Annotated in this window: 20 protein-coding genes and 2 pseudogenes; 8 read left to right on the top strand and 14 right to left on the bottom strand. The window is 70.3% G+C overall.

Translation table 11 applies throughout. The features are described 5' to 3' along the window. The first annotated feature begins 80 nt into the window (after window positions 1-80). Window positions 81-818 (top strand): ABC transporter ATP-binding protein, encoded by a 738-nt coding sequence (locus tag Q2K21_RS08295; RefSeq protein WP_310768222.1) that lies wholly within the window; start codon window positions 81-83, stop codon window positions 816-818. After that, a complete protein-coding gene (locus Q2K21_RS08290) occupies window positions 812-3,268 on the top strand; it encodes an ABC transporter permease (RefSeq protein WP_310768218.1) in 2,457 nt (818 codons plus the stop codon). Before Q2K21_RS08295 ends, Q2K21_RS08290 begins: the two co-directional genes overlap by 7 nt. 22 nt (window positions 3,269-3,290) lie before the next feature. Here the strand turns inward: Q2K21_RS08290 and Q2K21_RS08285 are convergent. The 4 genes and pseudogenes from Q2K21_RS08285 to Q2K21_RS08270 form a co-directional block, all read right to left on the bottom strand. Further along, window positions 3,291-3,602 (bottom strand): annotated as a pseudogene (locus Q2K21_RS08285) (MmyB family transcriptional regulator); the annotation flags it as partial. A 51-nt stretch (window positions 3,603-3,653) separates the two neighbouring features. Further along, a complete protein-coding gene (locus Q2K21_RS08280) occupies window positions 3,654-3,824 on the bottom strand; it encodes a helix-turn-helix domain-containing protein (RefSeq protein WP_310768216.1) in 171 nt (56 codons plus the stop codon). Between the two features lie 18 nt (window positions 3,825-3,842). Beyond that, window positions 3,843-5,033: an ABC transporter substrate-binding protein gene (locus Q2K21_RS08275; RefSeq protein WP_310768213.1), complete on the bottom strand. Its 1,191-nt coding sequence runs from the start codon at window positions 5,031-5,033 to the stop codon at window positions 3,843-3,845. 176 nt (window positions 5,034-5,209) lie between these two features. Then, window positions 5,210-6,649: a gamma-aminobutyraldehyde dehydrogenase gene (locus Q2K21_RS08270; protein WP_310768211.1), complete on the bottom strand. Its 1,440-nt coding sequence runs from the start codon at window positions 6,647-6,649 to the stop codon at window positions 5,210-5,212. Window positions 6,650-6,814: 165 nt separating this feature from the next. Here Q2K21_RS08270 and Q2K21_RS08265 point away from each other — a divergent pair, with 165 nt between their 5' ends. The 6 genes from Q2K21_RS08265 to Q2K21_RS08240 all read left to right on the top strand — a co-directional run bounded on the left by Q2K21_RS08265 (window position 6,815) and on the right by Q2K21_RS08240 (window position 12,342). After that, window positions 6,815-7,330 (top strand): Lrp/AsnC family transcriptional regulator, encoded by a 516-nt coding sequence (locus Q2K21_RS08265; protein WP_310768209.1) that lies wholly within the window; start codon window positions 6,815-6,817, stop codon window positions 7,328-7,330. 19 nt (window positions 7,331-7,349) lie between these two features. Beyond that, window positions 7,350-8,714, top strand: a complete 1,365-nt coding sequence (locus tag Q2K21_RS08260) for an aspartate aminotransferase family protein (RefSeq protein ID WP_310768207.1) — start codon at window positions 7,350-7,352, stop codon at window positions 8,712-8,714. A gap of 228 nt (window positions 8,715-8,942) precedes the next feature. Further along, on the top strand, window positions 8,943-9,680 hold the full coding sequence (locus tag Q2K21_RS08255; protein ID WP_310768204.1) for an ABC transporter ATP-binding protein: 738 nt from the start codon (window positions 8,943-8,945) through the stop codon (window positions 9,678-9,680). Then, on the top strand, window positions 9,662-10,906 hold the full coding sequence (locus Q2K21_RS08250) for a hypothetical protein (RefSeq protein ID WP_310768202.1): 1,245 nt from the start codon (window positions 9,662-9,664) through the stop codon (window positions 10,904-10,906). The genes Q2K21_RS08255 and Q2K21_RS08250 overlap by 19 nt, the downstream gene beginning before the upstream one ends. A 113-nt stretch (window positions 10,907-11,019) precedes the next feature. After that, window positions 11,020-11,427, top strand: a complete 408-nt coding sequence (locus Q2K21_RS08245; RefSeq protein WP_310768200.1) for a VOC family protein — start codon at window positions 11,020-11,022, stop codon at window positions 11,425-11,427. A 225-nt stretch (window positions 11,428-11,652) separates the two neighbouring features. Beyond that, complete coding sequence (locus tag Q2K21_RS08240; protein WP_310768198.1) at window positions 11,653-12,342, top strand: LAETG motif-containing sortase-dependent surface protein; 690 nt, start codon at window positions 11,653-11,655, stop codon at window positions 12,340-12,342. A gap of 393 nt (window positions 12,343-12,735) precedes the next feature. On the opposite strand, the gene Q2K21_RS08235 is transcribed toward Q2K21_RS08240, so the two are convergent. From Q2K21_RS08235 to rpsB, 10 genes and pseudogenes are all read right to left on the bottom strand, one after another. Further along, on the bottom strand, window positions 12,736-13,770 hold the full coding sequence (locus Q2K21_RS08235) for an ABC transporter ATP-binding protein (protein ID WP_310768196.1): 1,035 nt from the start codon (window positions 13,768-13,770) through the stop codon (window positions 12,736-12,738). A gap of 2 nt (window positions 13,771-13,772) precedes the next feature. Further along, a complete protein-coding gene (locus Q2K21_RS08230) occupies window positions 13,773-15,506 on the bottom strand; it encodes an ABC transporter permease (RefSeq protein ID WP_386276015.1) in 1,734 nt (577 codons plus the stop codon). Then, the gene (locus tag Q2K21_RS08225) at window positions 15,482-16,519 is read right to left on the bottom strand and encodes a thiamine ABC transporter substrate-binding protein (RefSeq protein ID WP_310780710.1); all 1,038 of its coding nucleotides are present in this window, start codon (window positions 16,517-16,519) and stop codon (window positions 15,482-15,484) included. Before Q2K21_RS08225 ends, Q2K21_RS08230 begins: the two co-directional genes overlap by 25 nt. A gap of 276 nt (window positions 16,520-16,795) precedes the next feature. Beyond that, window positions 16,796-17,902, bottom strand: coding sequence for a dual-specificity RNA methyltransferase RlmN (gene rlmN, locus Q2K21_RS08220; RefSeq protein ID WP_310768190.1), 1,107 nt, complete (start codon window positions 17,900-17,902; stop codon window positions 16,796-16,798). A gap of 95 nt (window positions 17,903-17,997) precedes the next feature. Then, window positions 17,998-18,105 (bottom strand): annotated as a pseudogene (locus Q2K21_RS35715) (nuclear transport factor 2 family protein); the annotation flags it as partial. Window positions 18,106-18,240: 135 nt separating this feature from the next. Beyond that, the gene (locus Q2K21_RS08215) at window positions 18,241-19,365 is read right to left on the bottom strand and encodes a phosphatidate cytidylyltransferase (RefSeq protein ID WP_310768188.1); all 1,125 of its coding nucleotides are present in this window, start codon (window positions 19,363-19,365) and stop codon (window positions 18,241-18,243) included. Continuing rightward, entirely contained in the window at window positions 19,365-19,922 is a 558-nt protein-coding gene (gene frr / locus Q2K21_RS08210; RefSeq protein WP_145867003.1) for a ribosome recycling factor, read from the bottom strand. Before frr ends, Q2K21_RS08215 begins: the two co-directional genes overlap by 1 nt. A 170-nt stretch (window positions 19,923-20,092) precedes the next feature. Then, window positions 20,093-20,851 carry a UMP kinase gene (pyrH, locus tag Q2K21_RS08205; protein WP_310768183.1) on the bottom strand — a complete coding sequence of 253 codons (759 nt, stop codon included), beginning with the start codon at window positions 20,849-20,851 and terminating at the stop codon, window positions 20,093-20,095. Window positions 20,852-21,043: 192 nt separating this feature from the next. Further along, window positions 21,044-21,880 (bottom strand): translation elongation factor Ts, encoded by an 837-nt coding sequence (gene tsf / locus Q2K21_RS08200; RefSeq protein ID WP_310768181.1) that lies wholly within the window; start codon window positions 21,878-21,880, stop codon window positions 21,044-21,046. 171 nt (window positions 21,881-22,051) lie between these two features. Beyond that, on the bottom strand, window positions 22,052-22,969 hold the full coding sequence (rpsB, locus tag Q2K21_RS08195) for a 30S ribosomal protein S2 (RefSeq protein ID WP_310768179.1): 918 nt from the start codon (window positions 22,967-22,969) through the stop codon (window positions 22,052-22,054). Window positions 22,970-23,037: the final 68 nt, after the last annotated feature.

The raw sequence follows: 23,037 nt of genomic DNA, 5'->3' as shown, positions 1-23,037 counted from the left end.
ACCGCTCCGCCGGTGCCGTCTCCCGAGGCTTCCCTCCTGCCCTGTGCGCGGGAGGACCGACACCGAACGAGTGGGGACAGATGGACAACGACGCGATCCGGTTGCGCTGTGTCAGCAGGCGGTACGGGGCGGGCGACAGCACCGTGGCGGCGCTCGACGAGGTCTCGCTCTCCTTCCCCGCGGGGACGTTCACCGCCGTCATGGGCCCTTCCGGCTCGGGCAAGTCGACCCTGCTGCAGTGCGCCGCGGGGCTGGACCGCCCCATGTCGGGGTCGGTCACCGTGGGCGGGACGGAGCTGACCGGGCTGAGCGAGACCAGGCTGACGCTGCTGCGGCGCGAACGCATCGGGTTCGTCTTCCAGTCGTTCAACCTGCTGCCGTCCCTGACCGCCGAGCAGAACGTGGCGCTGCCCCTGCGGCTGGCCGGCCGCCGCCCCTCCAGGGCCCGGGTGCGCGAGGTACTGGAACAGGTCGGCCTCGGCGGGCGGGCGCGGCACCGGCCGACGGAGATGTCCGGCGGCCAGCAGCAGCGCGTGGCCCTCGCCCGCGCCCTGATCACCCGCCCCGAGGTGCTGTTCGGCGACGAGCCGACCGGTGCCCTCGACTCGGGGACCAGCCGCGAGGTGCTGACGCTGCTGCGCGGCATGGTCGACGGCGAGGGCCAGACGATCATCATGGTCACGCACGACCCGGTGGCCGCCTCGTACGCCGACCGCGTCGTCTTCCTCGTCGACGGACGGGTGGGCGGCGAACTGGCCGGGGCGAGCGCCGACGACATCGCCGCGCGGATGACCAAGTTGGAGGCCGTGCCGTGCTGAGTGTCGCCCTGCGCACCCTGCGCACCCGCTGGATCACCTTCGTCGGCAGCTTCGTCGCACTCTCGCTGGGCGTCGCACTGATCGCCGTGATGGGCCTGGTGCTCGCCTCGTCGCTGGACGCGCCCGACCGCCGGCCCGAACGGTTCGCCGCCGCGCCGGTCGTGGTCAAAGGAGCGGACACCCTGCGGGTGCGCACCCCGGTCGGCGACCGGGTGGCCCAGCTCGACCGCCCGCGCGCCGTGCCCGCCGGGGCCGTCGCGAAGCTGAAGGAGCTCGGCACCGTAGTGGAGGACCGGTCGTTCGCCGTACGGGCCCGGGGCGGACCCGGCGACCTGGTGGGCCACCCCTGGTCCACCGCCGCCTTCGCCCCGTACGAGTTGGACGCGGGACACGCGCCCCGCGCGGCCGACGAGGTCGTCGTCAGCGGCGCCTGGGCGAAGCCGGGCGAGCGCGTACGGACCGATCGCGGCACCGTACGGGTCGTCGGAACCGTCGCCGGGCGCGGCTTCGAGAACGCCGTCTTCTACACCGACGGGCGCGCCGCGGAACTGTCCCCCATCAGTGTCCAGTTGGTCGTGGACGCCGACGCGGCGGCCGTGCGCGGGGCGGTGCGCGGCAGCGCCGGTGTCCGGGTCCTCACCGGTGACGCCCGCCGCTACGCCGACCCGGACCCCGACCGGGACAGCAAGGCCCTCACCGCGATGAACGCCATGTTCGGCACGGCCGGCGGCGTCACCGCCTTCGTGTCGGTGTTCGTGGTGGCGTCCACCTTCGCGTTCGCGGTCGCCCAGCGGCGCCGGGAGTTCGGGCTGCTGCGCAGCGCCGGTGCGACACCGGGACAGATCCGGCGCCTGGTCGTCGCCGAAGCCCTCATGGTCAGCGTGCTCGCCTCGGCCGCAGGCTGCGTGCTCGGCGCGTACGGTGCGCCGCGGCTGGCCGAATGGGTCGTCGACGGCGGTCTCGCGCCGGGCTGGTTCGGCATCGGCGACCACACCTGGCCGTACCACATGGCGTTCTGGACGGGCCTGTGCGTCGCGCTGTGCGGCGTCGTGGCCGCCTCCTGGCGGGCGGGCCGAACCGGCCCCACCCAGGCGCTGCGCGAGGCGTCCGTGGACACCGGGACGATGACCTGGGGCCGCCGTCTGCTCGGCCTGGTCCTGCTACTGACCGCCGTCGTGACGCTGGGCCTGGCCCTGGCCACCGGCCCGGGTGACCTGCTGCACCGCAAGACCTATGTGAGCCGGCCGATGCTGCTGATCAGCGCGGTCGCGCTGCTCGCACCGGCCGTGGTGCGCCCGCTGACCCGGCTGCTCGCCTGGCTCCCGGCCCGACTGCCCGGTGCCGGAGGCATGCTGGTGCGGGAGAACGCCGCCGCCGGTGTGCGGCGCACCGCCGCGATCGCGGCGCCCGTCCTGGTCACCGTCGCCCTCGCGGGTTCGCTCCTGGGGGCCACCGCGACGCTGAACGAGGCCAGGGCCGCCGAGACGCGCGAGCAGACGGCAGCCGACTTCGTCGTCACCCCGGCGAGCGGCGCGGGCTTCGACACGGCGACGCTGCGCAGGCTGCACAAGGTGCGCGGCACGGAGGTGTCCGCGATCTCGTCGAGTGCCGTCCACGTCCTGGAGGACGGCGTGTCACTGGTCAGGTCTCAGGCCCGTGCCGCGGATCCCGGCCCGCTCGCCGCCACCACCCGGCTGCCGATCGCGGCCGGGAGGGTGAGCGACCTCGACGACGACTCGATCATCGTCAACCGGGAGTGGCAGCGGCACACCGTGGGGCAGCGGGTGCAGGTGTGGCTCGGCGACGGCACGAGGAAAACGCTCCGGATCGTGGCGGTGATGACGACCGGCACCGGTGGCAACGGCGTCTACGTCACCCCGCGCAACGCCCCGGGCGCGACCGTCGATCGGGTCGACGTCGCCCTCACAGGCGGAGCCGACGCGGACGCCGTGGCCGCCGGACTGCGTGCGGCGGTGCACACGTCGGGCGGGCAGGTCCTCACCAAGGACCAGTGGGTCCGGGCGAGTCACCCCGAGACGGACGGGACGACCCGGACGGGCTTCCTGCTGGTCCTCGGCATCGCCCTGCTCTACACCGGTATCTCCCTGGCCAACACCATGGTCATGGCGACCTCCGACCGGGTCCGCGACCTGGCCGTGCTGCGCCTGGCCGGGGCCACGACGTGGCAGGTGCTGCGGCTGGTGGGTGCCGAAGCGCTGATGGTGGTCGCGGTCGGCGGAGTACTGGGACTGCTGGTCGCCGTGCTCAACCTGGCGGGCATGTGGGGCGCCCTGGGCCTGCTGTCGGTGCGGACCACGATCGTGGTTCCCTGGACGGCCATCGGTGCGGCCGTGGGCGCCTGCGCGGTGCTCGCCGTGGTCTCGTCCGTCGCCCCCGCGTCATTCGCCCTGCGTCGCCGGGCGGTGGAGTTGGCGGGCGTTCGGGATTGATCTCGGCTCCGCGTTCAAGCACCCCAGCCGCCTGATCGTCGCGCACCGACAGCTCACCGACGAGGGCGGTGAGTCTCCGGTCGTCGGGACAGTTCGCGGCCTGCTGCCGCAACACCGCCACGGCGTTACGAGCGGAGCCCTCCCAGTCGGCGTACAGCGACCTCGTGGCCGGGTCGGTGACGAGCTGCCGGACGTAGTTGCGCCGCGGCCTGGGGACCTTCGCGAAATCGGTGCTGAACGAGGCGGCGGCCATCGGGTTCCACGCCAGGATGTCAAGGTACCGGCCCAGGATCATGCCGGGCGCCACGCTGAGCTCGTTCAGCACGGTACGCAACCGGGGGTGCGCCTTCTGCGGAGCCCGCCGCCGCGCCCCACCGGCCTCCCTTCAGGCCGGCTCGAACAGATGGTCCCGCTGGTCGTCACTCAGATGCAGGACCCGAAGAAGCTCGGACAGCACACACGCGGAGGGGGTCATGCGGCCCTGTTCCAGGCGGGTGTAGTAGTTGGTGCTGATGGCGGCCGGCACGGCCACCTCGTCCCGGCGCAGGCCGGTCACGCGCCTCCGCCGGTCGGCTCAGAGCCCCACGATCGCGTTCCACCGTCTGGCGAATTCCACCCGTTCCCCGGACGTGATGTCCCGTGCGATCGCGAGACGTCGGCGCATCCCGGCGTCCGGAAAGATCAGCGGGTCCTCGGCCAGGGCGGCGGTGTCCGGATCGTCGGACGAGGCGAGGACGTCCCGCGCGGCCGGGACCGGGCAGACGTAGTTGACCCACGCGGCCAGCTCGGCGGCGACCTCGGGGTCGTAGTAGTAGTCGATCAGCCGCTCGGCGTTGGCCTTGTGGCGGGCCAGGTTGGGGATCATCAGCGACTCGGACCACAGCTCGGCGCCCTCCTCGGGGACGACGAACTCGATGTCCGGGTCGTCCGCCTGGAGTTGGATCACATCACCGGAGTACGCCTGGCAGGCCAGCACGTCACCGTTGGACAGGTCCTTGATGTAGTCGTTGCCGGTGAAGCGCCGGATCTGCCCGCGCCGCACCTGTTCCTCCACCTGGTCGCAGACGCTGTGGAAGTCGTCACCGGTCCACCGCGTGATGTCGACCCCGTTGCCCTGCATCAGCAGCGCGAACGCCTCGTCCAGGCCGGACAGCAGCGTCACCCGGCCCTTCAGGTCGCCCGCCCACAGGTCGGAGACCTGCCGTATCTCGCGGCCCAGCGCACGGCGGTTGTACGCGATGCCGGTGATCCCGGACTGCCACGGCACGCTGTACGCGCGGCCCGGGTCGAACGCGGGTGAACGCAGCAGCGGGTCCAGGTACTTGGTGACGTTGGGCTGCCGGGCCCGGTCCATCTCCTGCACCCAGCCGAGGCGTACGAACCGCGCGCACATCCAGTCGCTGATGACGATCAGATCGCGGCCGGTGGACTGGTGGTTGAGCAGCGCGGGGCTGATCTTCCCGAAGAACTCGTCGTTGTCGTTGATCTCCTCGACGTAGTCGACCTTGATGCCGGTGCGCTTCCCGAACGCCTCCAGCGTCGGCCGCCGGTTCGGGTTCTTGTCGTCCGTGTCGATGTACAGGGGCCAGTTCGCCCAGGTCAGCCGCTTGTCCCGGGCGGATGTGTCGGCGCCGGCCCGGTCGCCCGGTGCGACATACGCGGCGGGCACGCCGCAGCCGGCGAGCGCACCGAACACCGCGCCGCCACCGAGGGCGCGCAGCAGGGAACGGCGGGAGGGAATCGTCGTCTTCGGTGTCCGGTGCACCCCGGCAGCATGCCGCCCGTTCCCGTGGCCGGACAATCGACGCCCCGTCGAGCGGCCCGGCGAGAAACCGACATCTTGTCAACTCCCCTCAGATGCAAGGAAGTTGCACAAACGCCCGCGACCCCGGACGGGAGTTCCCGCCCGGGGTCGCGGGCATCCGCAGAACCGCCGGAGGCCTACGCGTCGAGCGACGTCATCACGTGCTTGATCCGCGTGTAGTCGTCGAAGCCGTACGCCGACAGGTCCTTGCCGTAACCGGACTTCTTGAAGCCGCCGTGCGGCATCTCCGCGACCAGCGGAATGTGGGTGTTGATCCACACGCAGCCGAAGTCGAGCGCCTTGGACAGGCGCATCGCGCGGGAGTGGTCCTTCGTCCACACCGAGGAGGCGAGGGCGTACTCGACGCCGTTCGCCCACTCGATCGCCTGGGCCTCGTCCGCGAAGGACTGGACCGTGATGACCGGGCCGAAGACCTCCTTCTGGATGATCTCGTCGTCCTGCTGGAGGCCCGAGACGACGGTCGGCGCGTAGAAGTAGCCCTTCTCGCCGACCTGGTGGCCGCCGGCCTCGACCTTGGCGTGCGCGGGCAGGCGCTCGATGAAGCCGGAGACCTGCTTGAGCTGGTTCGGGTTGTTGAGGGGGCCGTACAGCACGTCCTCGTCGTCCGGCTGGCCGGTCTTGGTCTCGGACGCCGCCTTGGCGAGCGCGGCCACGAACTCGTCGTGGATGGACTCGTGGACGAGGACGCGGGTGGCGGCCGTACAGTCCTGGCCGGCGTTGAAGAAGCCCGCCACCGAGATGTCCTCGACGGCCTTGGCGATGTCGGTGTCCTCGAAGACGACGACCGGCGCCTTGCCGCCCAGCTCCAGGTGGACACGCTTGAGGTCCTTGGCCGCGGACTCGGCGACGGACATGCCGGCGCGTACGGAACCGGTGATGGAGGCCATGGCCGGGGTCGGGTGCTCGACCATCAGACGGCCCGTCTCGCGGTCGCCGGTGATCACGTTGAAGACGCCCTTGGGCAGGATCGAGCCGATGATGTCGGCGATCAGGACCGTGGACGCCGGGGTGGTGTCCGACGGCTTCAGGACGACCGTGTTGCCCGCGGCGATCGCCGGGGCGAACTTCCACACGGCCATCATCATCGGGTAGTTCCACGGCGCGACCTGCGCGCACACGCCGACCGGCTCACGGCGGATGATCGAGGTCATCCCCTCCATGTACTCGCCGGCCGAGCGGCCCTCGAGCATACGGGCCGCGCCCGCGAAGAAGCGGATCTGGTCGACCATCGGCGGGATCTCCTCCGACCGGGTCAGCCCGATCGGCTTGCCGGTGTTCTCGACCTCGGCCGCGATCAAGTCCTCGGCGCGCTCCTCGAACGCGTCCGCGATCTTGAGGAGGGCCTTCTGGCGCTCGGCGGGCGTGGTGTCGCGCCACGCCGGGAAGGCCGCGGCCGCGGCCGCCATCGCGGCGTCGACGTCCGCCTGCCCGGACAGCGGGGCGGTCGCGTACGCCTCGCCGGTCGCGGGGTTGACCACCTCGGTGGTCCGTCCGTCGGCGGCGTCACGGAATTCGCCGTCGATGTAGTTGCGCAGACGACGCAGCTCGGTGCTCACTGCCGGCCCTCCAAGTTCGGGTGTCCAATGACTGAGACACCCACCCTAGTCCGTGGCCCCACGTTTTCAACACCCTCGATTGCGTCATAGCTGCGAAATCCGCAGACATCCCTCACGTAAACAACGAATTTCATCGATCTGGCCTTGCGGAACTATCGAGACGTCGTGCACAGTGAGGTCGTGGCCAGTCGAAGCGCAGACCAGAGGGACTCCCGCGAGTCCAGGAACGGCAGTCCCCAGTTGGACGCCGTCTCCCTCGCCATCATCGAACAGCTCCAGGAGGACGGCCGCCGGCCGTACGCCGCCATCGGCAAGGCCGTCGGCCTCTCCGAGGCGGCCGTGCGCCAGCGCGTCCAGAAGCTGCTCGACCAGGGCGTGATGCAGATCGTCGCCGTCACGGACCCGCTCACCGTGGGCTTCCGCCGACAGGCGATGGTCGGGATCAACGTCGAGGGCGATCTGGACCCCGTCGCCGACGCGCTGACCGACATGCCCGAATGCGAGTACGTGGTGATGACCGCAGGCTCGTTCGACCTGATGGTGGAGATCGTCTGCGAGGACGACGACCACCTGCTGGACGTCATCAACAAACGCATCCGGGCCCTCCCCGGAGTGCGCTCCACCGAGAGCTTCGTCTACCTCAAGCTCAAGAAGCAGACCTACATGTGGGGAACCCGATAACCGTGAGGACCCGATAGCCGTGAGTACCAAGGACCTCAGCAAGACCGCGTACGACCACCTGTGGATGCACTTCACCCGCATGTCCTCGTACGAGAACGCGCCCGTTCCCACCATCGTCCGGGGTGAGGGCACCTACATCTACGACGACAAGGGCAAGCGCTACCTCGACGGTCTCGCCGGTCTGTTCGTGGTCCAGGCGGGCCACGGCCGCACCGAGCTGGCCGAGACGGCCCTCAAGCAGGCGCAGGAGCTGGCGTTCTTCCCGGTGTGGTCCTACGCCCACCCGAAGGCCGTCGAGCTCGCGGAGCGGCTCGCCGACTACGCGCCCGGCGACCTCAACAAGGTCTTCTTCACCACGGGCGGCGGCGAGGCGGTCGAGACCGCCTGGAAGCTCGCCAAGCAGTACTTCAAGCTGGTCGGCAAGCCCACCAAGTACAAGGTCATCTCGCGTGCGGTCGCCTACCACGGCACCCCGCAGGGCGCCCTGTCCATCACCGGCCTGCCGGGCCTGAAGGCCCCCTTCGAGCCGCTGGTCCCGGGCGCGCACAAGGTCCCGAACACCAACATCTACCGCGCCCCGATCTTCGGCGACGACCCCGAGGCCTTCGGCCGCTGGGCCGCCGACCAGATCGAGCAGCAGATCCTCTTCGAGGGCCCGGACACCGTCGCCGCGGTCTTCCTGGAGCCGGTGCAGAACGCCGGCGGCTGCTTCCCGCCCCCGCCCGGCTACTTCCAGCGGGTCCGCGAGATCTGCGACAAGTACGACGTCCTGCTGGTCTCGGACGAGGTCATCTGCGCCTTCGGCCGCCTGGGCACGATGTTCGCCTGCGACAAGTTCGGCTACGTCCCGGACATGATCACCTGTGCCAAGGGCATGACCTCGGGCTACTCCCCGATCGGCGCGTGCATCATCTCCGACCGCATCGCCGAGCCGTTCTACAAGGGCGACAACACCTTCCTGCACGGCTACACCTTCGGCGGCCACCCGGTGTCGGCCGCGGTGGGTCTCGCCAACCTCGACCTGTTCGAGCGCGAGGGTCTCAACCAGCACGTGCTCGACAACGAGGGCGCGTTCCTGTCGACCCTCCAGAAGCTGCACGACCTGCCGATCGTCGGCGACGTCCGCGGCAACGGCTTCTTCTACGGCATCGAGCTGGTCAAGGACAAGGCGACCAAGGAGTCCTTCAACGAGGAGGAGACCGAGCGCGTCCTGTACGGCTTCCTGTCCAAGGCCCTGTTCGAGAACGGCCTGTACTGCCGTGCCGACGACCGCGGCGACCCGGTCGTCCAGCTCGCTCCGCCGCTGATCTCCAACCAGGAGACCTTCGACGAGATCGAGCAGATCCTGCGCGCGACGCTGACGGAGGCGTGGACGAAGCTCTGAGCCGTCCGAGGCCGCGAGCTTCGCTCAGATCTTCCTCCTGACTGATCAGCTACGGCCCCGTGCCGCCCGTTCGAGTGAGAAACGGCGGCCCGGGGCCGTTTGCTGTCGGGGCCGGCGTCGCCGTCTGCCTAGCGTGAGTGACCGATCGGCCCTGTCTTCGTTCCCCCGAACGGGTCCCCCGGATGGGGGAACGGCACGGGAAAACGGATCTGAACCGAGGTGTACGCGATGGTGGCCCCGCCGGACAACGACGTGCTCTGGGCACGCGCCCTGCACTTCCAGCACAACGGATCGCCCGCGCTGGGCGGCGTCTCGCTCGGTGTGCGCGAGGGCGAGATCCTGGCCGTCACCGGCCCGCGCGGCAGCGGCAAGACGACCCTGCTCCAGTGCCTGGCCGGTCTGCTCCCCATCCAGCAGGGCGAGGTCTGGTTCAACAGCACCCCCGTGCACACCATGGGCCCGCTCACCCGCGAACGGCTGCGCCGCGACCGCTTCGGCTGGATCGACCCGGTGCCCCTCCTCGTCCCCGAGCTGAACGCCTGGGAGAACGCCGCCCTGCCGCTGATGCTGCGCGGCACGAGCCGCCGCCGGGCCAAGACCGCCGCCCTGGAGTGGCTGGAGCGCCTCGACATCGGCGACTGCGCCCGCAAGCGCCCCTGCGAACTGCTCCAGGCCGAGCGGCAGCGGGTCGCCATCGCCCGGGCGATCGCCTCCGGCCCGACCGTGCTGTTCGCGGACGAGCCGACGGCCCCGCTGTACCGTGCCGACCGCACCCAGGTGCTGCGCACACTCGCCACGGCGGCCCGATCCCACGGCATCACGGTCGTCCTGGCCACGCACGACCCGGACACCGCGGCGCTCGCCGACCGCACCGTGTCCCTGCTGGACGGGCGGCGCGTGAACAACGTCCATCTGCCTCCGGTGCCCGAGACGGAAGGCCGGGCCGCGTGCTCGCTCTCCGTCTAGCCCGCGGGGCCCACCCCCTCGTCCAGCTCCGCCGCCTGTCGGTCGCCGCGGCTTCGGCGGGCACGGGCTTCCTGCTGCTGTGCACGCTGGGGTACGCGATGGGGCACCCGGAGGCCTCGGCCGGCTCGGTGCTGCGGCTGGTGTGGTGCCTCGCGCCGATCGCCGCCACCGTGTACTTCGCGGTCGCCGTCGCCCGCACGGACCCGGGCACCCGCCCCCGCTCCGGGCTCGCGGCGATCGGCCTCGGACCGGGCCGGCTGATGGCGTACTCGGCGGTGACCACCGCCCTGTCCACCACACTCGGCTCGCTGCTGGCACTGGTGGTCTTCCTGTATCTGCGCGGCGATCTCACGGGGATTCCGTTCGGCGGCAGGTCGGCGGAGTTCCTCGCCGTGGACTGGTCACTGCCGCTGCCCGCGGCGCTCACACTGCTCGCGCTGGTGCCCCTGGCCGCGTCCCTGGCCGGCGCGCTCGCCCTGCGCCCGAAGGAGGGACGTCCGCGCCGCGCCGGGCGGCGGAAGGACACCCCCCAGGCCGGCTCCGGCGCCGACGACACCCTGGACGGACGCGGTGCCGACCTCCCGGACGGGATCCCGGTGCCGGACCGGCCCGCCGCTCCCCCGCCCGCACCGGGCGGCCTGCCGTGGGGCGTGGCCGCGTTCGCCGGGGGGCTGGCCGTCGAGACGTACGCGAGCCGCTCGGGCCCCGCACCGGGGCCCCATCTGCCGGGCGGTCTGGTGAGCGGGCCCGCCGGGGTGCCGGCGGGCTGGGCACTGACCGCGCTGGGGCTGGCGCTGGCCGCGCCCACGATCGCGCACCTGTGCGGCTGGCTGCTGCAGGCCGTGCGCCCCGGTGCCGTGCGGTTGCTCGCCGGGCGCGGCCTTCAGGAGGAGGCACGGCGGATCGGGCGGCCGCTCGGGGTGGTGTGCGCGGTGGCATCGGCGACGTACGCCGCGGCGGCGTACGCCGGTGCGGGCGCGTCGGTCGGGCCGCTCACGACGCTGGGTGCGGTGCTCGTGGCGGGCTGCACGCTCGCGACGCTGGCGACGGCCGCGGTCGAGGCGAAGCAGGCGCGCGCCGACACGGTCGCCGCACTGGTGCGGCTGGGTGCGCCGGCCACCGCGCTGCGCACCGCGGCGCTGCTGCGCGTGGGCGCTCTGGTCGCGGTGTTCGTGCCGCTGACGTGGGCGGTCGCGGAACTGGCGGCGATGCCGTTGGCGGGCTGAGAGACGGCAGGAGAGGCACCACGAAAAAAAGTCCCCCCGCCACCGATGAGTTCCGCGCCGCCACGGGGTCCATCTCTCCGTACAGCTCACCACACCACCGGGAGAAACCGCCCATGTACCAGCAGATGATCTTCGTGAACCTTCCCGTCTCCGACGTCGACGCGTCGAAGAAGTTCTTCACGGAGCTGGGCTACACGATCAACCCGCAGTTCACGACGGACGACTGCGCCTGCGTCGTCATCAGCGACACCATCATCGCGATGCTGCTGAGCAAGCAGCGCTACGCCGACTTCACGAAGAAGCAGATCGCGGACGCCACGAGGACCAGCGAAGTGCTGCTCTGTCTGAGCGCCGAAAGCCGCGCGAAGGTCGACGAGTTGGTCGACGGGGCGATCTCGGCGGGCGGCACGGCGACCGGCGAGACGCAGGACTACGGCCACATGTACGGCCGCGCCTTCGACGACCTGGACGGCCACACCTGGGAGGTCATGTGGATGGACCCGGCGGCGGTGCAGGGCTGAGCTCGTACAGATGAACGAGGATGCGGCTGCGAGGGGTTGAGCAGGCTTCGGCCCAGCTCAAACGCGTCGATGGTTAATGTCCGGGCAAAGACATCCGGCATGCCGGACATCGGCGTTGACAGCGTTCAGCCACCGCTTATAGACCTGTGGGTCTGGTGGGGACGCTGTTGTTTGTCACAACGTCCCCGGAACCCCCCGCAGTTGCGCATCCCGTGAAGGGCAATCGTGTCCATATCTTCCCGCACCGCACGATCGGTGCGCATCCTGGGCGTCGCCTCTGCCACCGCCGCGCTCGCGCTCGGCGTCGCCGGCAACGCGTTCGCCTGCAAGATCGGTGACTTCTCGGCCGCCGCGTCCTGCGGCAACAACGGCAAGGGCGTCATCACCGTCACCGACCAGGACGCCTCGGGCAAGGAGGCGACCGTATCGGTCTACCTCGAGTCGAACGGGGCGGACGCGAAGAAGGTCGGCGAGCAGACGGTCACCGGCACCAAGGAGGGCGCCATCGTCACGTTCTCCGAGGACTGGGCCCCGGGCGCCCAGTACCGCGTCCATATCAACGCCAACAGCGGCAAGGTCAATGCGGACCTCTCGCTCCTGACCACCCCGTCCAAGGCCTGCACGACGACGGAGACGACCCCGTCGGCCTCGACCACCCCCTCGGCCTCGGTGACCCCGAAGCCCTCCCAGACGCCGTCCTCGTCGTCCGCCACCCCGTCGGCGTCGGGCAGCACGGCCCCCGGCACCAGCGGGGACAACTCCCCCTCGCCCGCGGCCGGTACCTCGAACCTGGCCGAGACCGGTGCCAGCTCCGCCACGCCCATGATCGCCGGTGTCGCCGGCGCCCTGGTCGTCATCGGCGGTGGCGCGGTGTTCTTCGGCATGCGCCGCCGCGGCGCGTCGAAGTCCGACTGACGCTCCGGCACGGTCCGTACGGCCAACGGCCCGCCCCTTTCGGGGGCGGGCCGTTGGCCGTTGTGCCACACAGGTGGAACCCCGTTCACCACGCACCGCTCGCTGCCCATCGCTCACCCGAACGAGGCCCGCTCCAGCCAGAAATCCAGCAGCCCGCGTTCGCCCCGTACCGCCAACTGCGGCCGTCGATGGGAAGTCGGCGGTAGAACGCGAGCAGGACCGCCGTCAGCGGGCCGCGCTTGCGGTTCGGCAGCACCCCGAAGGGGCGCGGGGCTGTATCGATGTGCGGCTCCGCCGCGATGGGGGTCCCCCCTGTTCGAGCGAAGCCGATAACTTGGGGGAGCGACCAGCCACGACGCACCCGCAGGCGGTGCCGGACTTCCAGCGGAGCGCTCAGACGCCGGCAGCGCCCCCGAGCACCACGATTTCGGCTGCGTCGAACACGACCCCGACCTCGTCCCCCGGCTCCGGCGCCGCCCGCAGCGCACACGCCGCCTCCAGCGCGGGCGCCCCCTCCGGCTGGAGGCGTACGGCGACATGGGTGCCGCGGAAGGTGCGTGCGGCCACGGTGCAGCGCAGACCCTCGGACGCGTCCACGAGCCGTACGCCGGCGGGCCGGACGAGCAGCGTGCCGGGCCCCTGCGGGGAGCCTTCCGGGACCGGGAGTTTGCCCCAGGGTGTGTCCGCGGCCTGTCCGGCGACGGTCGCCTCCACCACGTTGTCGAAGCCGAGGAAACGCGCCACGAACGCGTCGGCGGGCCGCTGCCACACCTCAAGAGGCGTACCGGACTGGGCGATCCGCCCGTTTCGCATCACGACGACCCGGTCGGCCAGCGCGAAGGCCTCACCCTGGTCATGGGTGACCGCGAGCACGGTCGTGCCCAATCGCCCGAACAGATCCCTCAGTTCGACGACCAGGCGCTCGCGCAGCGACCGGTCGAGCTGGCCCAGCGGTTCGTCCAGCATCAGCAGTCGCGGCCGGGGCGCGAGGGCGCGGGCGAGCGCGACGCGCTGCTGCTCGCCGCCGGAGAGGGCGGCGACGGCCCGGCGCGCCGCCCCCGGCAGCCCGACCAGGTCGAGCAACTCCCGTACGCGCACGTCCTGCTCGGCGCGCGCGGCCCCGTGCATACGCGGCCCGAAGGCGACGTTCCCGCCCACGTCCCGCTGCGGGAACAGCTGGTGGTCCTGGAACATCAACCCGACCCCGCGCCGGTGCGCGGGCACCCCGGCCAGGTCCCGGCCGTCGAGGAACATCCGTCCCGCGTCGAGGGGTTGCAGCCCGGCCACGGCCCGCAGCAGTGTCGACTTGCCGCTGCCGCTCGGCCCGAGCACGCACACGATCTCGTGCTCGGCGACGTCGAGGTCGACTCCGTCGAGCGCGGCGGCGCGCCCCGCGAAGCGCACGGTCGCGCCCTCAAGCCTGAGCATCGTCAGAACTCCCCCGTCCGATCCGTGCGCAGCCGTTCCAGGACCAGCAGAGCCACCGCGCACACCACCATCAGAATCGTCGAAAGCGCCATCGCCTGGCCGTAGTTGAGGTCACCGGGCCGACCGAGCAGCCGTGCCACCGCGACCGGCAGCGTCGGATTGTCCGGCCGCGCGATGAATACAGTCGCCCCGAACTCGCCCAGCGACACGGCGAACGCGAATCCGGCCGCGATCAGCAGCGCCCGCCGCACGATCGGCAGATCGACCTCCCGCCACACCCGCCACGGTGACGCCCCCAGCACGGCCGCCGCCTCCCGCAGCCGCTCATCCACGGCCCGCAGGACGGGCAGCATGGTGCGTACGACGAAGGGGGCGCCCACCAGCGCCTGGGCGAGCGGCACCAGGAACCAGGAACCGCGCAGGTCCAGCGGCGGCTTGTCGAGGGAGATCAGGAATCCGAAGCCGACCGTCACGGCGGACACGCCCAGCGGCAGCATGAGCAGCGCGTCGAAGCCCCTCACGAGTCGGCCGGCGTCCCTGCGGGCGAGGGCCGCGGCGGCGAGTGAGCCGATCAGCACGGCGATGAGCGTGGCGGCGACGGCGTACCGGAGGGAGTTGCCGATCGCGTCGATCGGCGGGACGAGGAAGATGCCGCCGCCGTCGTGCGTCAGCGCCTTGTAGTACGCGAACCCGGGCGCGTCGAGCGAACGTTGGACGAGTACGGCCAGCGGCAGCACCAGCAGGGCGGCGACGGTGGCGAGGACCGAGCCGAGCAGCGCCCACTGGCCCGCCCCGCGCGGCCTGCGCGCCGTGAGGGAGGCGTCGACCAGCCGCAGCGCGCTCTCCCGGCGGCGCACGGTCCAGGCGTGCACCACAAGGATGGCGCCCACCGCCAAGAACTGGACGATCGTCAGCACGGCGGCCGTGGACAGGTCGAAGATCTCCGACGTCTGCCGGTAGATCTCGACCTCCAGCGTGGAGAAGGTGGGGCCGCCGAGGATCTGCACCACGCCGAACGAGGTGAAGGTGAACAGGAACACCATCAGCGCGGCCGCGGCCACGGCCGGACTCAGCGCGGGCAGCGTCACCGTACGCCACGCCGTGAAGCGGGAGGCGCCGAGCACGCGGGCGGCCTCCTCCTGGCGCGGGTCGAGCTGCGCCCACAGGCCGCCGACCGTGCGGACGACGACCGCGTAGTTGAAGAAGACGTGGGCGAGCAGGATGGCCCATACGGTCGTGTCGAGCCGTATGCCCCACAGGTCGTCGAGGAGTCCGCCGCGGCCCACGAGGGCCAGGAACGCCGTGCCGACGACGACCGTCGGCAGCACGAACGGGACGGTGACGACCGCGCGCAGCACCTGCTTGCCAGGGAAGTCGTAGCGCGCGAAGACGTAGGCGCCGGGGAGCGCGACCAGCAGCGTGAGGGCGGTCGAGGCCAGCGCCTGCCAGGTCGTGAACCACAGCACGTGGCGGATGTCGGACTGTGCGAGCACATCCGCGACGCGCCCGAGGCGCCACACCCCGTCGACGTGGAGACCGCGCGCGACGATCGCGGCGACGGGGTAGGCGAAGAAGACCGCGAAGAACGCGACGGGCAGGGCCATGAGCCCGAGCCGCGTCGCGCTCCCCCGGGAGACCTTCGTGAGGGCCCGGGGCTTTGCTTCAGCCCCGGGCTTCACCTCGGCACCGGGTTCGGCTTCCGCCCCGGGCCCTACTTCAGTACGAGCGACGTCCACGACTTGACCCACTGGTCACGGTTGGCGGCAACCTTGGCGGGGGCCATGGTCTCGGGGTCCTTGGCTGCGGGCCCGTACGCGGTGAACTCGGCGGGCACCTTGGCCCCCTCGACCACCGGGTAGACGTACATGTTGAGCGGCATGTCCTCCTGGAACCTCTTGCTGATCAGGAAGTCGATGAACGCCTTGCCGCCCTTGGTGTTGTGAGCGTTGCTCAGCAGGCCCGCGAACTCGATCTGGCGGAAGCAGGTGCCGGTCGCGACGCCGGTCGGCGCGGTCTTGGGCTTCGGGTCGGCGTAGATGACCTCGGCGGGCGGCGAGGAGGCGTAGGAGACGACGAGCGGCCGCTCGCCCTTGGCCTTCTTCCCGCCCGCGGAACCGGAGAACTCCTGGTTGTACGCCTGCTCCCAGCCGTCGACCACCTTCACGCCGTTGGCCTTGAGCTTCTTCCAGTAATCCGGCCAGCCGCTGTCGCCGTACTTCGCGGCGGTACCGAGGAGGAAGCCGAGGCCGGGCGAGGAGGTGGACGCGTTCTCGGTGACGAGGAGGTTCTTGTACGCCGGCTTGACGAGGTCGTCGAAGGACGCCGGCGGGGTCAGCTTGTGGTCGGCGAAGTACTTCTTGTCGTAGTTGACGCAGATGTCGCCGTAGTCGATCGGCGTGACCCGGTGCTTGTCCTTGTCGAGCTGGTACTGGGCGCCGACCTGGTCGAGCCCCTTGGCCTCGTACGGCTGGAACAGCCCATTGTCGAGCGCCCGGGACAGCAGCGTGTTGTCGACGCCGAAGAAGACGTCGCCCTGCGGGTTGTCCTTGGTCAGGATCGCCTTGTTGACGGCCTGGCCCGCGTCACCGTCCTCGAGGACCTTGACGGTGTAGCCGGACTCCTTCTCGAACGCCGAGATGACGCTCTTGGAAGCGGCCCATGAGTTGTGGCTGACGAGGGTCACGGTCTTCGAGTCGCCGCCGCTCCCGTCGGCGGAGCCGGACGACCCGCACGCGGACAGCGTGACCATGCCCAGCCCGACGACCACGGCCGCGAACTGCTTACCGGTGATGCTCACTGAATTCCTCCTGGAAGTGACCAGGAAGAGACGCGGCCCTGCCCGGAAGCCCCGAAGGGATCCCGGGCAGGGCGCAACAGCTTGAGTTGAGACCGAACTTCCTACCCAGAATGACCTGGGCGAGGTTCAGAGGGTCTGCGGTCGATACCGCACTCTCAGCGCTGTGGCGCTCCCCTGTCGGAATATGAAGATGTATGAAGATGTGCCTACCGGGCTCAGACTACCGCCCTACCGCTCGCTGGCCGCCAGCTGTCCACAGGCTCCGTCGATCTCCTGGCCCCGGGTGTCCCGGATGGTGACCGGCACGCCGTGGGCGGCGATGGCTTCCACGAACGCCTTCTCGTCCTCGGGCCGCGAGGCGGTCCACTTGGAACCGGGCGTCGGGTTCAGCGGGATCAGATTGACGTGCACGGGCTTGCCCTTGAGCAGCCGGCCGAGCCGGTCGCCGCGCCACGCCTGGTCGTTGATGTCCCGGATCAGCGCGTACTCGATGGACAGCCGCCGCCCGGACTTCTCGGCGTACTCGAAGCCGGCGTCGAGGACCTCGCGCACCTTCCACCGGGTGTTGACCGGTACGAGGGTGTCGCGCAGCTCGTCGTCCGGCGCGTGCAGGGAGATGGCGAGGCGGCATTTGAAGCCCTCGTCGGCGAAGCGGTGGATGGCCGGCACAAGACCGACGGTCGACACCGTGATACCGCGCTGCGAGAGCCCGAGGCCGTCCGGCGCGGGATCCGTGAGAGCACGGATCGCACCGACGACGCGCTTGTAGTTGGCGAGGGGCTCACCCATGCCCATGAAGACGATGTTGGACAGTCGCGTCGGACCGCCGGGGATCTCTCCGTCGCGCAGCGCCCGCATGCCGTCCACGATCTGGTGCACGATCTCGGCGGTGGACAGGTTGCGGTCGAGGCCGGCCTGCCCGGTGGCGCAGAACGGGCAGTTCATGCCACAGCCGGCCTGTGAGCTGATGCACATGGTGACCCGGTCCGGATAACGCATGAGCACGGACTCGACGAGCGTGCCGTCGAACAGCCGCCACAGCGTCTTGCGCGTCGTGTCCTGATCGGTCGACAGATGCCGCACGACCGTCATCAGCTCCGGAAGCAGCGCTTCCTGAAGTTTGGCGCGGGAGGAGGCGGGGATGTCGGTCCACTCCGCCGGGTCGTGCGCGTACCGCGCGAAGTAGTGCTGCGAGAGCTGCTTGGCACGGAACGGCTTCTCGCCGATCTCGGCCACGACCGCTTTCCGCTCGGCGGGCGAGAGGTCGGCGAGGTGCCGCGGGGGCTTCTTGGCTCCGCGCGGGGCGACGAAAGTGAGTTCTCCGGGCTTAGGCATGGCTGTACCAGTGTCGCAGATCCGGTCGGGTGACCCGGACGGCCCGGAACGGGCCGACGCGCGTCCCCTCCTCCGGAGCGCGGGACCGGCCGTGCTCACGGGAACGGCTTGATGTCCCCCGCGAAGACGATCATCTGGTCAATGCGGTCCCAGCGCAGGTGCACCAGATCCGTCCCCGCGAGGCGCGGACCGGCGTCCGGCGTCCGCGTCCGGTGTCGTGAAGACCATGCCTCGTCTGCCCGATGTCATTGGGAGTCATCGGGGAGTCATTGGGACAACATGCGTGAGCCCCCACTCACCAGGAGCGGGGGCTGCTCAACACAGCGTGGGCGGACCGGTCAGCCGGAGCCCACGAACAGCACCAGCAGCAGCCACACCACCGGAGCCGTCGGCAGAAGCGAGTCCAGGCGGTCCATGATGCCGCCGTGGCCCGGCAGCAGCGTGCCCATGTCCTTGATGCCGAGGTCGCGCTTGATCATGGATTCGCCGAGGTCGCCGAGCGTGGCGCTGACCGCGACCGCGAGGCCCAGCAGGAGCCCCTGCCACCACGAGCCGCCGTCGATCAGGAACTGCATGCACAGCGCGCCCGCCACCATCGCGAAGGCGACCGCACCGACGAGGCCCTCGCGGGTCTTGCCGGGGCTGATGCGCGGGGCGAGTTTGTGCTTGCCGAAACGCCAGCCGACGGCGTACGCGCCCGTGTCGGACACGACCGTCAGCAGGAGGAAGGTCAGGACGCGCTTCGGGCCGTCGTCGGCCGTCAGCATCATGGCGACGAACGTAGCCAGGAACGGCACGTAGAAGGCCGCGAAGACGCCTGCCGTGACGTCCTTGAGATAGCCGTCCGGCGGCTCCGTCATGCGCCAGACCAGGGCCGCGAGCGCGGTGAGTGCCATCGCCACCCAGGCGCCCTCGGCGCCCCGCACGTACCCGGCGACGACCATCGCCGCACCGCCGACCGCCAGCGGCACGAGGGGCGCCTTGATGCCCTTGCGCTCCTCCAGCCGCTTCGTCAGCTCCCACAGGCCCACCACGACGGCGACCGCTATGACGCCGACGAACACGGCCTTGACGATGAACAACGACGCGACGATCACGACGCCGAGCCCGACGCCGACGCCTATGGCCGCGCCCAGGTCACGGCCCGCGCTCTTCTTCTGCGGTGCGGGCGCCGGCTGCGGGGCGTCGGGCATGGGCTCCGGATTCTGCGACGCCGCCCAGGGGGACGGCGCCTGCGGCGTCTCGTCGCGGAACAAGGGGCCACTCAGCCGAGCGGCCCCCCGGTCGTCATCCTGGTCTCCGCCGTGTGCGGGTACCTCGGGCACGATGGGCATGGGGCGAGTCTGCTGGGCGTCATGCGCATCGTACGCGGGACCCGCCGGACCGGCGCCCTGGACGGGCCCCTGGTCGGTAGGCCCCCAGTACCCGGTCTGTTGCGGCGCCCCCCAGGAAGAATCGTTCATCAGACCTCGAGCAGCTCCGCTTCCTTGTGCTTGAGCAGCTCGTCCACCTGTGCGACGTACTTCGCGGTGGTGTCGTCGAGCTCCTTCTCCGCACGGCGGCCCTCGTCCTCGCCGACCTCGCCGTCCTTGATCAGCTTGTCGATGGCGTCCTTGGCCTTGCGGCGCACGGAGCGGATCGAGACCTTGGCGTCCTCACCCTTGCCCTTGGCGACCTTGATGTAGTCGCGGCGGCGCTCCTCGGTCAGCTCGGGGAACACCACGCGGATGATGTTGCCGTCATTGCTCGGGTTGACGCCCAGGTCGGAGTCGCGGATCGCCTGTTCGATGTTGCGCAGCGCGCTCTTGTCGAACGGCGTCACCACGGCCATGCGCGGTTCCGGCACCGAGAACGAGGCCAGCTGGTTGATCGGTGTCGGCGCACCGTAGTAGTCGGCCACGATCTTGTTGAACATCGCCGGGTGCGCACGGCCGGTGCGGATCGCGGCGAAGTCCTCCTTGGCGACCACGACGGCCTTCTCCATCTTCTCCTCGGCCTCGAGGAGGGTCTCTTCGATCACCACTTGCTCCTGCGTGTCTTGAGTAGGCCCGGCAGCTGTCACTCGTCGGTCTGCGGCCGGCTGCGTCGCGTCTTCTTCCTGAACGGTTCCGGACCGGTAGGACATTGTCCATCCCCCGGTCAGGGTCCGTCGCCCGGACGGGGTTCACCCCCGGACGGGTCGAGCTCCGGTCAGTCCCGGCTGCCTTGGTCACCCACGAGTGTGCCGATCTTCTCACCCTTGACGGCCCGTGCGATATTGCCCTCCGCCAGGAGCTCGAAGACCAGGATGGGCAGCTTGTTGTCCCGGCACAGCGTGATCGCGGTCATGTCGGCGACCTTGAGGTCACGGGTGATGACCTCGCCGTAGCTGAGCGAGTCGAACTTGACGGCCTCGGGGTTGGTCTTCGGGTCGGAGTCGTACACCCCGTCCACGCCGTTCTTGCCCATGAGCAGCGCCTCGGCATCGATCTCCAGGGCGCGCTGGGCGGCGGTCGTGTCGGTGGAGAAGTACGGCATGCCCATACCGGCGCCGAAGATGACCACGCGGCCCTTCTCCAGGTGGCGCACGGCGCGCAGTGGGATGTACGGCTCGGCGACCTGCCCCATGGTGATGGCGGTCTGCACGCGCGAGTCGATGCCCTCCTTCTCCAGGAAGTCCTGGAGGGCGAGGCAGTTCATGACCGTACCTAGCATGCCCATGTAGTCGGAGCGGGCCCGGTCCATGCCGCGCTGCTGGAGTTCGGCGCCACGGAAGAAGTTGCCGCCGCCGATGACGACGGCGACCTGGGATCCGTCGCGCACCACGGCCGCGATCTCACGGGCGATGGCGTGCACCACGTCCGGGTCGACGCCGAGTCCGGTGCCTCCGGAGAACGCCTCTCCGGACAGCTTCAGCAGAAACCGGCCGCGTACTTTGCCGTCATCGCTCTTCCCGGCATTGGTGGTCATGGAGATCCCGCCTCTTTTACGTGTCGCACATACGAAGAAGGCCATTGCCGGTGGGGGCGTGTTTCGCATCCCATGCGCGGCAATGGCCTCCTCGTCAGATCTGCTGTCGTCCGCCACGCGCGCGTGCGGGGCGGCGTACCCGAACGACTGCTGTCGACCCTATCGGGGTCAAGCGTCGATCGCGGTACGGACTCAGATGCCGACCTTGATGCGCGAGAAGCGCTTCAGGGTGACACCCGCCTCGTCCAGAACCTTCTGGACGGACTTCTTGTTGTCGAGCGCGTACGGCTGGCCGAGCAGCGTCGCGTCCTTGAAGAAGCCGTTGAGACGACCCTCGACGATCTTGGCGATCGCGGCCTCGGGCTTGCCCTCGGCGCGGGTGGTCTCCTCGGCGATGCGGCGCTCGGACTCGACGACCTCGGCCGGGACGTCCTCCTTGGAGAGGTACTTCGGCGCGAAGGCGGCGATGTGCTGGGCGACGCCCTTGGCGACCTCGGCGTTCGGCTTGTCCAGCTCGACCAGGACACCGATCTGCGGCGGCAGGTCGGGCATGGTGCGGTGCATGTACGCCGTCACGAAGCCGTCGGCGAACTGCGCGAAGCGGTCCAGGACGATCTTCTCACCCAGGTTGGCGTTGGCCTCGTCGACGAACGCCTGGACGGTCTTGCCGGCCTCGATCTCGGAGGCGAGCAGGGCCTCGAGGTCGGCCGGGGAGGTCTTGGCGACATGCTCGGCGATCGCCGTGGCGACGGCCTGGAACTTCTCGCCCTTGGCGACGAAGTCCGTCTCGCACTTCAGCTCGACGAGGACACCGGAGGAGTTGTCGTCGGCGATGATGGAGACCACGGCGCCGTTCTCGGCGGAGCGGCCCTCGCGCTTGGCGACGCCCTTCTGGCCCTTGATGCGGAGCTCCTCGACGGCCTTCTCGACGTTGCCATCGGCCTCGTCCAGCGCCTTCTTGCAGTCCATCATGCCGGCGCCGGTGAGCTCACGGAGCTTCTTGACGTCGGCGGCGGTGTAGTTCGCCATGATCTGTGAATCTCTTCTCGGAGTTCGAAGTCTCGAAGTCGGCGGCGGCCGCGGGTTCGGGCGGGCCGCCGCCAAAGATCTACGGGCTACGAAGATCTAATGGCTGCGGGTGAACGGCGGGTGGCGCGGTCGGCGCCGCCCGCCGTCACTTCAGCCGAACGGCCCAGAGGGTCAGGCCTGCTCGCCCTCGGCGGCCGGAGCCTCGACGGCCTCGGCGGCCTCGGCGGCCGGAGCCTCGGCGGCCGGAGCCTCGGCGGCCGGAGCCTCGGTGGCCGGAGCCTCGGCGGCCGGGGCGGCCTCCTCGGTCTCAGCCTTCTTCTCACCCTCGAGCAGGTCGCGCTCCCACTCGGCGAGCGGCTCGCCCGCGGCCTTCTCGCCCTTGCCCTCGGCGGCGACGCCGGAACGGGCGATGAGGCCCTCGGCGACGGCGTCGGCGATCACACGGGTGAGTAGGGTGACGGAGCGGATCGCGTCGTCGTTGCCCGGGATCTTGTAGTCGACCTCGTCGGGGTCACAGTTGGTGTCGAGGATGGCGACGACCGGGATGTTCAGCTTCCGGGCCTCACCGACCGCGATGTGCTCCTTCTTGGTGTCCACGATCCAGACGGCGCTGGGCACCTTCTGCATCTCGCGGATACCGCCGAGGGTCTTCTCCAGCTTGGCCTTCTCGCGGGAGAGGACCAGGAGCTCCTTCTTCGTCAGACCGGAGGACGCGACGTCCTCGAAGTCGATCTGCTCGAGCTCCTTGAGGCGCTGCAGACGCTTGTAGACGGTCGAGAAGTTGGTGAGCATGCCGCCCAGCCAGCGCTGGTTGACGTACGGCATGCCGACGCGGGTGGCCTGCTCGGCGATGGCCTCCTGCGCCTGCTTCTTCGTGCCGACGAACATGACGGTGCCGCCGTGGGCAACGGTCTCCTTGACGAACTCGTAGGCGCGGTCGATGTACGACAGCGACTGGAGCAGGTCGATGATGTAGATGCCGTTGCGCTCGGTGAAGATGAAGCGCTTCATCTTCGGGTTCCAGCGACGGGTCTGGTGACCGAAGTGGACGCCGCTCTCCAGCAGCTCCCGCATCGTGACGACGGCCATGGCCGTTCTCCTTGAGTTTCTCGGTTGTGCCGCGGGTGCCGGATGGCACTCGCGCCTGACGCCCGCGG

The organism is Streptomyces sp. CGMCC 4.7035, from assembly GCF_031583065.1.
Taxonomy (GTDB): domain Bacteria; phylum Actinomycetota; class Actinomycetes; order Streptomycetales; family Streptomycetaceae; genus Streptomyces; species Streptomyces yaanensis.
The sequence above is the reverse complement of the archived record's forward strand: the minus strand, read 5'-3'. Positions and strand labels throughout refer to the sequence as shown.

Excerpts from the sequence above, each read along its gene's own strand:
- Q2K21_RS08255 (WP_310768204.1), top strand. The coding sequence starts at position 8,943 with ATGGTGGCCCCGCCGGACAACGACGTGCTCTGGGCACGCGCCCTGCAC.
- Q2K21_RS08245 (WP_310768200.1), top strand. The coding sequence starts at position 11,020 with ATGTACCAGCAGATGATCTTCGTGAACCTTCCCGTCTCCGACGTCGAC.
- rlmN (WP_310768190.1), bottom strand. The coding sequence starts at position 17,902 with ATGCCTAAGCCCGGAGAACTCACTTTCGTCGCCCCGCGCGGAGCCAAG.
- Q2K21_RS08295 (WP_310768222.1), top strand. The coding sequence starts at position 81 with ATGGACAACGACGCGATCCGGTTGCGCTGTGTCAGCAGGCGGTACGGG.
- Q2K21_RS08215 (WP_310768188.1), bottom strand. The coding sequence starts at position 19,365 with ATGAACGATTCTTCCTGGGGGGCGCCGCAACAGACCGGGTACTGGGGG.
- Q2K21_RS08235 (WP_310768196.1), bottom strand. The coding sequence starts at position 13,770 with ATGCTCAGGCTTGAGGGCGCGACCGTGCGCTTCGCGGGGCGCGCCGCC.
- rpsB (WP_310768179.1), bottom strand. The coding sequence starts at position 22,969 with ATGGCCGTCGTCACGATGCGGGAGCTGCTGGAGAGCGGCGTCCACTTC.
- tsf (WP_310768181.1), bottom strand. The coding sequence starts at position 21,880 with ATGGCGAACTACACCGCCGCCGACGTCAAGAAGCTCCGTGAGCTCACC.
- pyrH (WP_310768183.1), bottom strand. The coding sequence starts at position 20,851 with ATGACCACCAATGCCGGGAAGAGCGATGACGGCAAAGTACGCGGCCGG.
- Q2K21_RS08225 (WP_310780710.1), bottom strand. The coding sequence starts at position 16,519 with ATGGTCACGCTGTCCGCGTGCGGGTCGTCCGGCTCCGCCGACGGGAGC.